Annotated in this window: 15 protein-coding genes, 1 other RNA gene and 1 other annotated feature; of the genes, 11 read left to right on the top strand and 5 right to left on the bottom strand. The window is 40.3% G+C overall.

The features are described from left to right. The first annotated feature begins 105 nt into the window (after positions 1–105). Positions 106–1032: a DUF1002 domain-containing protein gene (locus tag V6B33_RS15275; RefSeq protein WP_334218613.1), complete on the top strand. Its 927-nt coding sequence runs from the start codon at positions 106–108 to the stop codon at positions 1030–1032. A 137-nt stretch (positions 1033–1169) separates the two neighbouring features. Further along, positions 1170–1475, top strand: a complete 306-nt coding sequence (locus V6B33_RS15270; RefSeq protein WP_334218612.1) for a hypothetical protein — start codon at positions 1170–1172, stop codon at positions 1473–1475. A 137-nt stretch (positions 1476–1612) separates the two neighbouring features. On the opposite strand, the gene V6B33_RS15265 is transcribed toward V6B33_RS15270, so the two are convergent. Then, a complete protein-coding gene (locus V6B33_RS15265; protein WP_334218611.1) occupies positions 1613–1873 on the bottom strand; it encodes a hypothetical protein in 261 nt (86 codons plus the stop codon). A gap of 403 nt (positions 1874–2276) precedes the next feature. Here V6B33_RS15265 and V6B33_RS15260 point away from each other — a divergent pair, with 403 nt between their 5' ends. Further along, positions 2277–2798, top strand: a complete 522-nt coding sequence (locus V6B33_RS15260) for a type 1 glutamine amidotransferase domain-containing protein (protein WP_334218649.1) — start codon at positions 2277–2279, stop codon at positions 2796–2798. Between the two features lie 62 nt (positions 2799–2860). On the opposite strand, the gene V6B33_RS15255 is transcribed toward V6B33_RS15260, so the two are convergent. Continuing rightward, positions 2861–3157 (bottom strand): phage holin family protein, encoded by a 297-nt coding sequence (locus V6B33_RS15255; RefSeq protein ID WP_334218610.1) that lies wholly within the window; start codon positions 3155–3157, stop codon positions 2861–2863. Positions 3158–3360: 203 nt separating this feature from the next. Between V6B33_RS15255 and V6B33_RS15250 the strand changes: the two genes are divergently transcribed. The 7 genes from V6B33_RS15250 to V6B33_RS15220 all read left to right on the top strand — a co-directional run bounded on the left by V6B33_RS15250 (position 3361) and on the right by V6B33_RS15220 (position 10044). Next, the gene (locus tag V6B33_RS15250) at positions 3361–3798 is read left to right on the top strand and encodes a peptidylprolyl isomerase (protein WP_334218609.1); all 438 of its coding nucleotides are present in this window, start codon (positions 3361–3363) and stop codon (positions 3796–3798) included. Positions 3799–3859: 61 nt separating this feature from the next. After that, positions 3860–4047: non-coding RNA, 6S RNA (gene ssrS, locus V6B33_RS15245), on the top strand. A 300-nt stretch (positions 4048–4347) separates the two neighbouring features. After that, entirely contained in the window at positions 4348–5949 is a 1602-nt protein-coding gene (dcuS, locus tag V6B33_RS15240; RefSeq protein ID WP_334218608.1) for a DcuS/MalK family sensor histidine kinase, read from the top strand. Next, positions 5942–6652 carry a response regulator gene (locus V6B33_RS15235; protein WP_334218607.1) on the top strand — a complete coding sequence of 237 codons (711 nt, stop codon included), beginning with the start codon at positions 5942–5944 and terminating at the stop codon, positions 6650–6652. Before dcuS ends, V6B33_RS15235 begins: the two co-directional genes overlap by 8 nt. A gap of 130 nt (positions 6653–6782) precedes the next feature. Then, positions 6783–8105, top strand: coding sequence for a 2-hydroxycarboxylate transporter family protein (locus V6B33_RS15230; RefSeq protein ID WP_334218606.1), 1323 nt, complete (start codon positions 6783–6785; stop codon positions 8103–8105). A gap of 70 nt (positions 8106–8175) precedes the next feature. Beyond that, entirely contained in the window at positions 8176–9078 is a 903-nt protein-coding gene (locus V6B33_RS15225; protein WP_334218605.1) for an AEC family transporter, read from the top strand. A 300-nt stretch (positions 9079–9378) separates the two neighbouring features. Then, a complete protein-coding gene (locus tag V6B33_RS15220; RefSeq protein WP_334218604.1) occupies positions 9379–10044 on the top strand; it encodes a methyltransferase family protein in 666 nt (221 codons plus the stop codon). A 171-nt stretch (positions 10045–10215) separates the two neighbouring features. Here V6B33_RS15220 and V6B33_RS15215 read toward each other — a convergent pair whose 3' ends face one another. The 3 genes from V6B33_RS15215 to V6B33_RS15205 all read right to left on the bottom strand — a co-directional run bounded on the left by V6B33_RS15215 (position 10216) and on the right by V6B33_RS15205 (position 12201). Continuing rightward, the gene (locus tag V6B33_RS15215) at positions 10216–10713 is read right to left on the bottom strand and encodes a L,D-transpeptidase family protein (protein WP_334218603.1); all 498 of its coding nucleotides are present in this window, start codon (positions 10711–10713) and stop codon (positions 10216–10218) included. A 123-nt stretch (positions 10714–10836) separates the two neighbouring features. Further along, positions 10837–11772: a nucleoside hydrolase gene (locus tag V6B33_RS15210; RefSeq protein WP_334218602.1), complete on the bottom strand. Its 936-nt coding sequence runs from the start codon at positions 11770–11772 to the stop codon at positions 10837–10839. Positions 11773–11988: 216 nt separating this feature from the next. Further along, complete coding sequence (locus V6B33_RS15205) at positions 11989–12201, bottom strand: IDEAL domain-containing protein (protein ID WP_334218601.1); 213 nt, start codon at positions 12199–12201, stop codon at positions 11989–11991. Between the two features lie 188 nt (positions 12202–12389). Then, positions 12390–12657, top strand: a binding site (T-box leader). An 86-nt stretch (positions 12658–12743) separates the two neighbouring features. On the opposite strand from V6B33_RS15205, the gene lysS reads away from it, so the two are divergent. Continuing rightward, complete coding sequence (gene lysS / locus V6B33_RS15200) at positions 12744–14222, top strand: lysine--tRNA ligase (protein ID WP_334218600.1); 1479 nt, start codon at positions 12744–12746, stop codon at positions 14220–14222. Positions 14223–14243 lie beyond the last annotated feature (21 nt).

Genomic DNA, 14243 nt, shown 5'->3' with positions numbered 1-14243 from the left:
AATAAGACCTGAGAAGGATGCTTATGGAAGAATAGCCTTGTACAATGGATAAAAGTTTATCTGTAATAGGATAAACTTTGACAGCAGTAAAAAAGGAGAATCAACATGAAAAAGATATTTAGTCTAGTTCTGATCAGTCTATTGCTAATTGGTTTAGCACATCCGGCAGCGGCGTCAGATAACAACAGTGATAAAAAAAGTATTAATGAAAAATTCGGAGTTCCGATAGTCGTTTATGGTGAAACACTCACCGCGGAGCAAAAGAAGAGCGTACAGGAACAACTTGGTCTTGACGAAAATGAAGATGTAGAAGAATTTACAGCAACAGGGGAAGACCTTGTGAAATATATCGAGGGAGAAAACAGAAATGCCAGAATGTTTTCTTCAGCAAAAATAACCAGGCAAGAAAAAGGCCAAGGGCTGAATGTGGAAATTGTCACTCCTGAAAAGATTACAGAAGTAACTGAATCAATGTATGCAAATGCCTTGCTTACGGCTGGGGTGGAAAATGCAAACGTAGAGGTTGCATCTCCTGTGAAGGTAAGCGGTCATTCAGCTTTGACTGGAATCTATAAAGCATATGATGTAAGTGGTGAAAAGCTGGATTCAGTACGTATGGAAGTAGCGAATGAAGAGTTGAATGTAGCTACCCAGCTTGCTGAGGATGCGGGTATCGACAAAGAAAAAGTTAGTGAACTTTTGACTGAAATCAAAAAGGAAATTTCAGAACAGGATCCTGCAACAAAAGAAGAAGTAGAAAAAATTGTAGAAGAAAAGCTTCAGAGCATGAACATCAAACTCAGTCCTGAAGATCGACAATTACTTGTTGATTTATTTGACAAGATCAGGTCACTCGATATCGACTTTGATAATGTTCAACAGCAGCTTCAGGATTTGACTGAAGACATACAATCAACCATCAAAGATATCGTGAATGATGAAGGCTTCGGTCAGAAGGTATCTGACTTCTTCACGGGATTATTGGATGCGATAGCCGATTTATTTAAGTCAATAAAGAACCTTTTTGCATAACTGTTTAATGAGTCCAGATTATTCTGGACTTCTTTTTTTCTCCAATTTTCAGGATAAACCAATAACTTATTGGCACTGGTCAAAAGCCCTTCCGGATTCGAGTTTTGATAATAGGCTAATAAAGAGGAGTGGCAGCTATGAATTGTAAACATTATTTATATAGAAAAAACCTTTATCAAAACCAAGGATTCCCAGCTGTAAATCAGCCATACCAAGGAGGATATCCTCAATATGGCCCCGCAGGAAGACCTCCTGGATACGGTTTCGGATTTCAGGGATACCCTCCGCCGATACAAGGTCCTGGCACTGGTTTCGGATATGGGTATGGTTTAAACCCGTTAAGCGCTGGATTGATTGGACTCGGATTAGGGTTTATAGGAGGGCAGATTGTAGGCGGGGGCCCATTTAATGGATTCGGAAAGAGATATATGTATTTCTATTGAACAAAACTCCCGTGTTACTCAGTATAAAAAAAGCTGATTCAATAAAAATGAATCAGCATTTTTTTATACTGAGTTGAAATCAAATACACATCAAAAAAATAAAGCAGGGGCTGTTACCACCTGCTGCTTTAACCTCATTAATTCTGCTTCTTTTCATTATAATATTGGACTGAAGTCATTGCACCTTCACTGACCATTGAATTATCCTCGATATTCTCCGGGTCGGGATTACCGCCTTTCTCTACAGGCAGGTCTTCAACTTTCCTTTTTTTGATCTTCGTCATTATTCCTTCCTTCATATTGTGCAGATGGTTTCTGTTTTCTTTAGAAGACAATAACCAGCCTAAAGACCCTGCTGTAACAGTAGCTCCAACTAATAAGGTTTTATTTACTTTCATATACTCTCCTCCTAGAAAATGAATCTTAATTTGCTTCTTAGTTGTTTTTGTTATTCCCTTGATGCATTTCTTTAAACATTTTAATCGAACCGTTGTTTACTGCCTTATAAATGCAACAACACTTGTATAAAGAGATTATTCATAGCCCTGCTAATAATTGGCATAATAACAGTACGTTTAACTTCAGGAAGGTGAATTGAATGAGAAAGTTAGCTGGAAAACCATTTACACCCATCTTGTATATGTGCATGGCGATTATGACAGTTATATTTGTTTGCGTTTCTTATTTTCAAACCAATGTACTCATTAAATCAATAAAAAAGTACAGTCCTTATAACTAAGGTCTATTAGTTGCAAAGTGGAATGATTGTAAGGACAATGGAAGAAAGGGAGGGATGTAATGATGAAACTCAAAGGCAAAAAGATCATTCAGCTGGTCAGTGGGGACTTTGAAGACCTGGAACTGTGGTATCCGGTGCTTCGCTTGAGGGAAGAAGGTGCGGAAGTACATATCGTCGGAGAAAAGGCGGACGAAGAGTATATCGGAAAATATGGAGTGCCGATTGTATCCGACATGTCATTTAGTGAGGTCGATCCAAAAAGGTATGATGCCATATTAGTACCCGGAGGATGGTCTCCAGATAAACTAAGGAGATTTCCTGAAGTGGTTAAAATGGTTCAAGATATGAATTCATATGCCAAACCAATCGGCCAAATCTGTCATGCAGGATGGGTATTGATTTCAGCAAAAATCCTGAATGGAATCAAAGTCACCAGTACCCCGGGCATTAAAGATGATATGGAAAATGCCGGTGCTGTTTGGGTTAATGAACCTGTTGTGGTGGATGGTCACATCATCTCGAGCCGCAGACCGCCGGACTTACCCAACTATATGAGAGAGTTTATCGACGTCATGTCCAGATAGATATTCAGGACCGGAAATAAATAGCCCATCCAGAAAAGGCAATTATTTCGGTCCTTATTTTGTTACTTTTTATTAGTTGGTCTTATGTCTTGATCCTCCACCCGTGCAAAAAAGGTCTGTTTAATGGATTGATGAGTGGTGATGGCGGCTCCAGTACAAATGAACCCATTCGCTATCCCGTTAAAATCGAAGCCTAAACGCCATCCGCTCGCCGCAACTCCAACGGCTAACAATATCCAGATAATTAACCAATCAGGAATATGAGGTGTCTTTTTCAATGCAAAACCCAATACCCACAGTACAGGAACAAGAACCGTCAATTGATTATGAATCGTAACATCATTCAAAAGCTCTGTCATGAAATGAATCCCCCTTTGAATATGGCTATCACTATTCTATTCTGTAAGAACTTACATTCATGACTGTTGTTCAATCTTATTCGAGATTCAGGACAAAAGTCAGACCTTGCGCACAGACTTGCTTGCGGGTATTATCTTAGAAGTGACAATGAAAACACACAGTGATAAAATATGTATGAATATATGATTAGGAGTTGTTAATAATGGCTAAAAAAGGATACATACAATTTCAAACAGGGGAAAAGATTGAATTTGATTTATTCCCGAATGAAGCACCGGCAACAGTTGAAAACTTTGAGAAATTAGCAAAAGAAGGTTTTTATGATGGATTGACGTTCCACCGTGTAATTCCTGGATTTGTCAGTCAAGGCGGATGCCCAGATGGGAACGGCATGGGTGGACCAGGCTACACGATCAAATGTGAAACGGAAGGAAACCCTCACAAGCATGAGGAAGGTTCCCTTTCAATGGCACACGCAGGTAAAGATACAGGAGGAAGCCAATTCTTCATCGTTCATGACCCACAGCCTCATTTAAACGGTGTTCATACTGTTTTCGGTAAAGTGACTTCAGGAATCGATACCGTGAAGTCGATGAAAAATGGCGATGTAATGGAGAAAGTGGAAGTTTTCGACGAATAATCATCCATGATAAGATGATTTAACAGTTGAAACTTCGACCAATATCATATAATATATAAACTATAAGCTGCGTTGTACGTAATCATAACGAAGTTTTAACCTTTAAACTGTAACAGGGAGTTTTATATCGAAGCCGGAATGTCATGCCTCCACGATAGAGGACGACAGGAAGTCTTCTGCAAACACCCACTTTGAGGAGTGGTGGTTTAAAACTTTCTTATCCAACATTACGGCAAATGTGGCTCCAATTTCACAAGATAAGCCAGTTCTCATACGGGGACTGGCTTTTTACTATGTTGCGAAGAATTAAAAAAAGCCTCAATGAATCCTGTGTCATTACAGAAATTCACTGAAGCATGATGTCTTGACTAAAACGAGGCCCCTCCCGTCCGTACAGTGGTTAAGTGTCCCGCAACAAGCGAATGTTCGGGAGAGGCATTATCAGTATACTACTTATTACTGGCAAGAGTAAAGGGAGCACCTCTCTGGTTATTCTTGATAAATCATGTAGAATAGAGAATTATATTAACATGCACTGGAGTGACTCCTGTGAAAAAGAAACAGCTTAAACTAAGCACCATCATCATTCTCTTCGTATGCATCATTGTCCTGGTTTCCCTTGTGATAACCGATTTGCTTATTTCAAGGACGATCAACGATAATATTGAAGCTTCGATTGAAGAAAAGGCAAAGGTCGTTTCACGCACGGTTTCCCATTCAACAATCGTAAAGAATGGTTTAGAAAATAAAGACGATACAAATAAAATACAAGAATATACACTTGATATCCAAAAATCAGCTGAAGTTTTATTCGTCGTTGTGATGGATATGGAGGGAATACGTAAATCCCATCCTGATCCTGAACGGATCGGCAAACACTTTGTCGGCGGGGATGAGAAGGACGTACTACAAGGTATGGAAAGTATGTCTATTTCAAAAGGGACCCTGGGAAAGTCAGTCAGAGCCTTTTCTCCAGTTTATAATGAAAATAATCAGCAAATTGGAGCCGTTGCTGTCGGAATTTCCCTGAATCGTGTGGAGGAAGCCTTAAAGCAAAGTCACCGCAATATTTTGGTGGGATCTGTCATTGGGATCATTGTCGGAATCATCGGAGCGGTCATTATTGCAAGATACATAAAAAAGATATTATTTGGATTAGAGCCAATCACGATTGCCAAGATATTAGAAGAACGAAATACCATGCTTCAATCAGTCCATGAAGGAGTCGTGGCTGTTAATAGGGATACGTCCATCTCATTGGTAAATAAGTCTGCACTGAAGATTTTCAGTGAAGCGGGATTAAATTCCGATCCAATTGGATTGCCTATCAAAGAATACATGCCTCAGACCGGGCTTGAGCGAGTCATGGAGACAGGGGAACCTGAACTGGATGAAGAGCAAACGATCAATGGAGTATCTATTCTGGTAAACCGTGTTCCTTTAATTGTGAACAAAGAAGTGGTTGGTGCGATTTCTACCTTCAGGGACAAGACGGAAGTGAATCTTTTAGCTGAGGAGTTGACTGGGGCAAAGTCTTATGCAGAAGCGCTGCGTGCGCAGTCACATGAATTCATGAATAAGATGCATGTGATTCTTGGATTAATGAAGATGAAAGAGTATATAAGATTAAATCGTTATATAAATGAGCTTGTTTCTTTCCAAGTCGATGAAGTGAGCACCGTTACTTCTAAAATCAAGGATCCTGCCCTGGCCGGTTTTATTATGGGGAAACTGAGCTATGCAAGGGAAAAGGGTATCGCCTTATTCATAGAATGTCACGACTTTATCCCGGAACCAAGGGACCCCGCCATTACTCATGAGTTGATCACTGTGATTGGAAACCTATTGGACAACAGCATCGAAGCCACAACCGACTGTAAAGATAAAGAGGTGCTGATGGAATTATTCTATCAGGATGGCCGGTTTGAACTGATACTCACTGACACGGGAAAAGGCATCTCCGAAGACATTATCCAGGATATTTTCCTTAAAGGATATTCTTTAAAGGGAGAAGGAAGAGGCTACGGTCTCTTCCTGGTAAAAAAAAGTTTGGAAAAACTGAATGGTAACCTTCACGTAGAATCAAAGAAAGGTTCAGGTACGACAGTATATGTTCAAACTGCATACGAGGAGGGGGATAAGAATGATTAACGTGTTGATTGTGGAAGACGATCCCATGGTAGCGAAGTTTAATCAAACCTACTTAGAGGGGATAAAAGGGTTTTATTTAATAGGAATATCGAATTCGATCGAACATGCGAAGAAGAAATTAAAGGAGTACAAGATCGATCTGATTCTATTGGATGTTTATATGCCCGGAAATCAAACCGGTATGGATTTATTGAAGCAGATACGGGATGAACAGCGTAAAACAGACGTGATTCTCATCACCGCTGCATCCGAAGTGAATAACATTCAAAACGCTCTTCGTATGGGAGCGGTTGACTACTTGATTAAACCTTTCGAATTTGAACGATTTAAAAAAGCTTTAATTTCTTATCGGGAAAATAATCGGATGCTTCAAAAGCAAACAACCATCGATCATAATGAACTGGATCTGCTTTTATTGAAAGATGTACAAGAGTCTGAAACAAAAACGCCTTTACCAAAAGGGTTGACGACCAGCACGTTATCAGTCATTTACGAAGAAACATTAAAGTTTGAGGATGAGTCATTCTCAACAGATGATATTGCCGAGGTTTCGACCATTTCACGGGTATCAATAAGGAAATATCTTACTTTTTTAAAAGATATTGGGGTTGTTGATGAAACCTTGGTTTATGGAATCGGCAGGCCGGTCTATCAGTATTCCTTCAATAAATTGAACCTCTCCCGTATCAATCATTATTTGTAAGCAGTCCATTCGACTGCTTTTTTTAATTTCAAAAGTTAAACAATAATTTCATAATCTTTGAAATTGTAAAACGTTTTCATATGATGATTACATTGTAAGCGATTACTTTGGGGAGAAGGGGATGAACAAGATGGGACAAGCAACATCAACAATTGCATATAAGAATGAGAAAGCACAAGAGAGGACTGCATTTACAGAAGGTCGATCGATTCAAATATTCAATATGCCGATACTGTGGTTTCTGATCTTCACGGGCGTTACCCTCATAAGCTTGTATACAGGAAATCTTCCAGGAGGAATGATCGGGAGTCTGCTTGTCATGATGGTACTCGGTGAATTATTTGGCTGGGCAGGCGACCGGACACCTATCGTGAAAACATTCTTAGGCGGAGGGGCAATCATTGCGATTTTCGGATCTGCATTTATGGTCTACGCGGGTTTACTTCCTGAAGCAACGGTCACGTCAATGACAGACTTTATGAAATCAGGCGGATTCTTGAATTTTTATATTGCTGCCTTAATCACAGGAAGTATATTGGGAATGAATTCGAAAGTCCTTGTTAAAGTGGGACTGCGATATTTCCTTCCGATATTTGGAGCGGTTGCAGGCGCCATCATTATCGCCGGAATACTGGGGTCCCTTGTAGGTTTTACGCTCCAAGAGGCCATTCTTGTCATAACGATGCCGATTATGGGCGGAGGAATGGGAGCTGGTGCGGTTCCGATGAGTCAAATCTATTCTGAAATGATGGGAAATGATCCGAGCTACTATATTTCGATGCTTGTACCGGCTCTTGCATTAGGGAATGTTTTTGCGATCATTTTAGCATCCGTGCTCGATATGATCGGAAGGAAAGTCCCTTCCTTGACCGGAAATGGCCAGCTCATGAAAGGCTTCACCTATGAAAAAACGAAACAAAAATACAATATCGAAAAGATGGGGGTAGGACTTATAGCTGCCCTTACATTCTTCACAGTTGGAACATTGCTGGGGTCGGTTCTTCCGCTCCATCCATATGCTATCATGATCATTCTCGTGGCAGCAGCCAAGGTTTCTAATATCATTCCATCAAATGTAGTAGAAGGGGCGAGTCAGTGGTATCAATTTGTAGCAAGTAACTGGACATTCGCCCTATTATTTGGAATCGGTGTCGCTTATACTGACTTAAATACGGTTCTTGAAGCGTTGACTCTTCAGTATATATTAACTGTGTTCGGAGTGGTCGTAGGGGCGATCATCGGAGCGGCGATTCTGGGCAAGCTTGTTGGTTTTTATCCGATTGAAGCAGCGATTACAGCAGGATTATGTATGGCTAATATGGGAGGGACTGGAGATGTTGCTGTCTTATCAGCATCAAAGCGAATGGAGCTTATGCCATTCGCACAAATTTCTTCACGGTTAGGCGGTGCCTTGATCTTGCTGCTAGCAGGATTGATTATACCACTCTTGTAATTGTGATACACTAAGGCTTGACTCTAGTAGTCAAGCCTATCTTTTATTCTATTGGATTGTGGTGAAATAAATGGACGTCATATTAATTGTACTGCCTGCATTATTAGTCTTTGCCGTTGGTTATATAGGCCAAAAGAAATTGGGCTTCGAAATCAATTCGATATCGAAGATGGCCATCTATTTAATGTATCCTTTTCTCGCATTTAAGACATTTTACGAGAATGACCTGAACATGGATTATTTTTATATTTTTCTCTTTTGTGCAGCCCTCTGTGTAATACTAATCATTTTGATTAAGATAGTGGCGGGCCTCAGACATTATTCAAAAGCTAAAGAGTCAGCCATGATCCTTTCCGGGGTCTTTATGAATAGCGGTAACTACGGGGTGCCTGTGATCCTGTTCGCGTTCGGTGAACTTGGTTTTCGCTATGCGGTCATTATGATGGTGATTCAGTCGTTCCTTATGAATACCATCGGGCTATATTATGCTGTGAGCGGCAGTGACAAAACAAGGGATCCCAATGAAATCTGGATGAAAATTGTCAAGATGCCGATACTTCACGGTGCATTCCTTGGACTGGGATTTCAGTTGCTTCAACTGGATGTACCATTGTTCATGAATCAAACCATTGATTTGATATCACAGGCAACGATTCCAGTGATCATGGTGGTACTCGGTATGCAGCTTGCTACGCTTGGAGGGAAAAAGGTAGAAAGAAGCGCATTATCTTTTATCGTCGTCATGAGGATGGTGGCTTCACCTCTCATTGCTCTAGTCGTAGTCTCATTTCTTCCGATATCGCCTATGCTTGGTTCGATTCTCATCATTTTGGCAAGCATGCCCACTGCTGCTAATACAACAATGTTTTCCCTTCAATTCAATACGGAACCTGATTTAGTATCTGCCAGTACACTTATCACTACATTAATGAGTATCATAACGGTCCCGATAATGTTGGCCATTGTGTCCTGATGGGAAGCACAGGTATCCAAAGCTGGACGGTTTCTTTGAGGAAGAACCGTCTAAATGGGTCAAAATCAGGTCACGCCAGCCCCTTTCGTAATTTCCTGAGAGAACACGCGATTTAATTGTTGATTCCTTGCTCCATGCTTGATGATTTCCACATTTACATAGCAGGGTCAAACTGATTATCACGATAGTTCTTATTCTTACTGCCATTTTATCTTCTAAATATATGATATTCATAACTACTTCTTCATTATCATGGATGCTAAGATGTCAGTGATATTTGTTTGATATAGGAGGGTTAATATGTATGGTTCAACAGACCGATCAATGCCTCAAAGGTTTCTCATATTGATTTTGGAGTGTATTTTTCTGCTTATCGCCTTTTGGTTTCTGTTCATGGAAGGCAATCAATTCTTTCATCTTCCTAAGGGGGATGTGACCAGAAATATCGTATTATTCGCTTTTAGTATCATTACCTTCTTTCGGATGAACTACATGGTGTTTTTTCTATTGAGAAGGGGGATTACCTGGGGAGAGGCTTTGAATGTGCCATTTGCTTTTGCTCTTTATTTCATTGGGTTTTCTATTTTGGGCGGAATTGTAGATAAACCGATAGATTCGATCGACTCTTTTGCTATATTTATATTTCTGGCTGGTTCCGGGATCAATTCCTTATCAGAAATTTTAAGGGATGTCTGGAAACAAGATAAGAGGAACAAGGGAAAGCTTTATACCGGGGGTTTGTTCAAATATGCCGTCCATATCAATTATTTCGGTGATCTGGTATGGGTGAGCGGCTTTGCTTTATTGACTAGAAATGGCTGGTCAATAATAATACCAATTGCTTTGTTCTGCCTATTTGTTTTTTATAATATTCCGGTTCACGACCGATATATGCGGGGGAAATATGGGGAACCGTTTCGCCAATATGAAAGAGGGACTAAGAAACTTATCCCTTTTATTTATTGAGTTATTACGAAGGGAACGCTTGGTAAATGGAAGACTGTAGCGGTGCAGCTGCTTTTGAGAAGAGTAATAGAGGTGTATTTCTGATGGTAGAAAGATAGATGGAGGAATATTTCATCCCCCAAATTCTGCCTTCAAATTACTAACGAAGAGTTCAAGTCACTACATGCATGATCACGGATGAATGAATACAGGTGTACCAATCGGGATTGTCCGAGCCAATTCTTCTACATCTTTATTTTGCATCCTGATGCATCCTTTCGAAACGGCTTTCCCGATTGAACTCGGGTCATTGGTTCCGTGAATGCCATAATGCTCTTTTGATAAACTCATCCACATGGTGCCGAATGGTCCGCCTGGGTTCGGCGCCTTATTAATGATGATGTAGTTACCTACCGGTGTGCCCGTCAGTATTTTACCGACCGCAATCGGATACTGCTTTTGCAGTGTGCCATTCTTCCTGAGCAGCTTTAACGTCCGGTTATTTACAGACACGTCAATTTTATATGGTAGGGTATCAGGTGAGGGGAAACCGGGTATGACGATTGGCTGGCCGGGGTAGATGATATTGGGATTAATGGCCGGGTTTGCCCGAATAATGGTTTGAAGCGGGATGCGATAGTCCCTTGAGATCTGGGTTAGTGTTTCACCGCGTTTTACAATGTGATTCACATGATCCACCACCTTTGAAGAATTTGACCTTATAGGATATGTTTGTGCATGGATTTTGATTTATGATTCAATATATGACTTCAGGCTGAACTATCGTTCTCTGATTCATGGTGAGGGAGTATATCATTTCCCTGCAGAACTCATCACCTTCATAAAATCCTTCAAAAACATCTCATAGTCAACCTCCAGATAGATATTACTATTTTTTTCTGAAGGCGTTGAGCTGACCCTGAAATCGGCAATGGAAGTGCCTTTTCCTTCTCCCGAGGTCAAAACTTCTACTTCCCTTCTGATCGTACGGCCCATGTCGGGGTTCACCATTAGGGAGAGGGTCACTACGTCATGCAACGGGGCTCCTTCGATGCCGGGAACAAGCTTTTTATAAGCGTCGATATAGTATTTCATGACTTCATCCATGATCTGCACAAGCGGGTGGTTGGTCATTTCAAGAATGGCCAGAATATGTTCCATTGTCACGATGGCTTTGTTGGAAACATTAAGCGGTACGATATAAAGGTTGTCAAAGTTCGTCATGACCAAATGGGAAGCAGTGGGGTCGCCGTAAAAATTGGCTTCCGCTGAAGGGGTCACATTCCCCGGTACCATAAATGCGCCGCCCATAATATAAAATTCCTGTACGGCATCCGTAAGGTTTTCCCCCAGGAGAAATAGGGATGCAAGGGATGTGTTCCGTCCTACATCCACTATTGTAACATCCTTATTATTTTCGATAATGTCATAGATCTTTGAGAAGTTGGTGAGTTCGAACGAAAGATCTTCGGGCGGGCGGATGGGACCAAGTCCCTCCTGTCCGTGGATTTCAGGATAAAACTTGGGGATCTCGCCAGATAATGGTGCGTTGGTTCCTCCGATTATGTGGACGTCGGTTCTGTCCGCCAGTTCCAGTAAATAAGCGATATTTTCAGTAGCTTGTTCTTTATCGACATTGCCATAGCTCGATACGATGGCAAGGACTTCTATTTCAGGATTAAGGAGGGCATACATGATGGCAATCGAATCATCAATGCCCGGGTCGGCAAACAAAATAATTTTCTTCATTGTGCATTCTCCTCACATTGTATTTAGAGGTCTTTCTATAAGGTATCGAGGAGAGATGGAGATTATTCCTTTCCTGAATCAGGAAAAACCCTATCAGGATCACGCAGAAAGGGATGGCACTCCTGCTGTATAAAGCAAGGATACCATCCCTTATTGTATTTTTTACAAAATGTCTATCTATTAAATTGCCAACTGGCTTCGTTTACCTGATACTTTCTAATACCGCTGCTTTGTATTGCGAATGAGTATTAATTCATCTGTCAATCGCTGGAATTCTTCTTTGTTCCGATTACGTAATGAGATGTCAATTTGTTGTGTAATTTGCTCTTTACGAAATGTCATCAGAGCCTCGTCCAGTACCATTTCTGCCAGTAAAGAGTCTATGCTGTTGGTTTCAGGCTGCGGGGAATGAAGCAAATGTTTTTTCATGATAATTCAACTCCTTGACCTTTTTTCTATTATACTAACTACTGTCTAAATATTCAAACATTTTTCAAAAATATTAAACAAAAGTAGGAGAGTTCATTTGCCTGTAATGCCTTGCGGGGTCTAATCAATCACCATAATAGCATTTGACAACTCAGGTCATCTAGTTTAAACTATTTTTAATTTTCCAATATAAGGCTGTGAAGAGAGAAGTAATTTTGATGCATTATTTCCAGAGAGCTCCAGTTGCTGAAAAGGAGTAATAATGATCTTAACGAAAAAAGGCTTGGAGCTTCGCACGGATCTAAGATATTACTTAGTGATACTGCGACGGTTTCTCCCGTTAAAGAGATAGGGTATATTCAAAGTTAAATAAAATGCCGTACCCGAAGAGGTTGATATGGCGACATGTCAATAAACTGAGGTGGTACCGCGGAGCTATAAACTCTCGTCCTCAAGATGAATAATCTTGGGGGTGAGGGTTTTTTTGTTGATTAAGAATAATTCCAAAGGCGGAAAACCTTATTAATATTGGAGGAAAAATCATGAATCATGAACAATCAGTAGGTAGAATTGAGAAATTAGTATCGTTAAAGTCACAGGGGGTTCCAGTATTTCCTGATAGATTTTCCACAAATTATGAACTTAGTGAAGCTTCACGGCTAGAAAACGGAACTTCTGCTGTAAGAGTTGCAGGAAGAATAATGAGTATCAGGAACTTTAAAAAACTAACCTTTATAACTATTTCAAACATTCAGGGCAGCTTACAACTTCTTTTAAAAAAAGAAGAGATTGGTGAGTTACTATTTAAGCGATTTCTAGAATTGTTTGATATAGGTGATTTTATTGGTGTAGAAGGCCGGATGTACACGACGAAGACGGACGAAAAAACCTTACGTATTGAAAGTTATGATTTCCTTGGGAAAGCTTTGAGAAGCCTTCCGGAAAAGTGGCACGGCTTAAACAATATCGATGTTCGATATCGACAGCGTTACTTGGATCTGATGATGACAAAAGACACACAAAGCCGATTACTCACCAGGAGTAAAATGGTACGTGCGATCCGCAGGTTTTTTGAGGATGAAGAATTCCTTGAAGTAGAAACACCGGTATTGCAACATACCTCTTCTGGTGCATTAGCGAAACCTTTCATGACTTATCATCATTCTTTAGATACGGAGTTGAATTTACGAATTGCACCCGAGACTTACTTGAAAAGGTTAATCGTAGGCGGTTTTACCAAAGTGTTTGAATTTGCAAAGTGTTTTAGGAATGAAGGGGTCAGTCCTCAACATTTACAAGAATTTACTATGGTCGAAGGTTATGCAGCCTACTGGAATTATGAAGATACAATGAAACTAATGCGGAATATGGTTTTATTCATTCTGGATCGAGCATTCAATGCAACGACTATCACAATCCAAGGGAGCACAATTGACTTTTCACTTGAATGGGACGTCATTTCCTTCAGGGATTTAATCATGCGAGAAACAGGGATTGATATTGACCTCTATCCTGTTGTTGCAGAATTACATCAAGAAACGAAAAGGAGAAAAATTGAATTAGATCATCCTGACATTGAAACCTTGGGCAGGGGTAACTACATTGATTATCTTTATAAGAAAACGTGCCGGCCAAAACTGGTTAAACCAACATTTTTAATCCAGCATCCTATCGATTTATCACCTCTCGCTAGAGCAAATGATGCTAACACAGCACTAACTGACCGGTTCCAACTTGTCGTGAATGGTGCTGAAATCATAAACGCATATTCTGAGTTGGTCGACCCGATTGAACAAAGAAAAAGGCTCAAGGCTCAAGCCTTTTTGAAAAGTAATGGGGATTTGGAAGCTATGGAGATGGACGAAGATTATTTAACAGCTATGGAGTATGGAATGCCGCCTATTTCTGGTTGGGGATTTGGAATTGAACGATTATTAATGGTTCTGACGGATAGTGATACGATCAAAGATTGTGTATTATTTCCATTAACGAGAAAAAGGAATGAGGACAATAAATCATAACATATAGTTGAAAGGAGATGA

This window comes from Mangrovibacillus sp. Mu-81 (assembly GCF_036867415.1).
Lineage (GTDB): Bacteria > Bacillota > Bacilli > Bacillales > Bacillaceae_B > Rossellomorea.
Note: the sequence above shows the minus strand (reverse complement) of the source record. Positions and strands in the feature narration are given on the sequence as shown.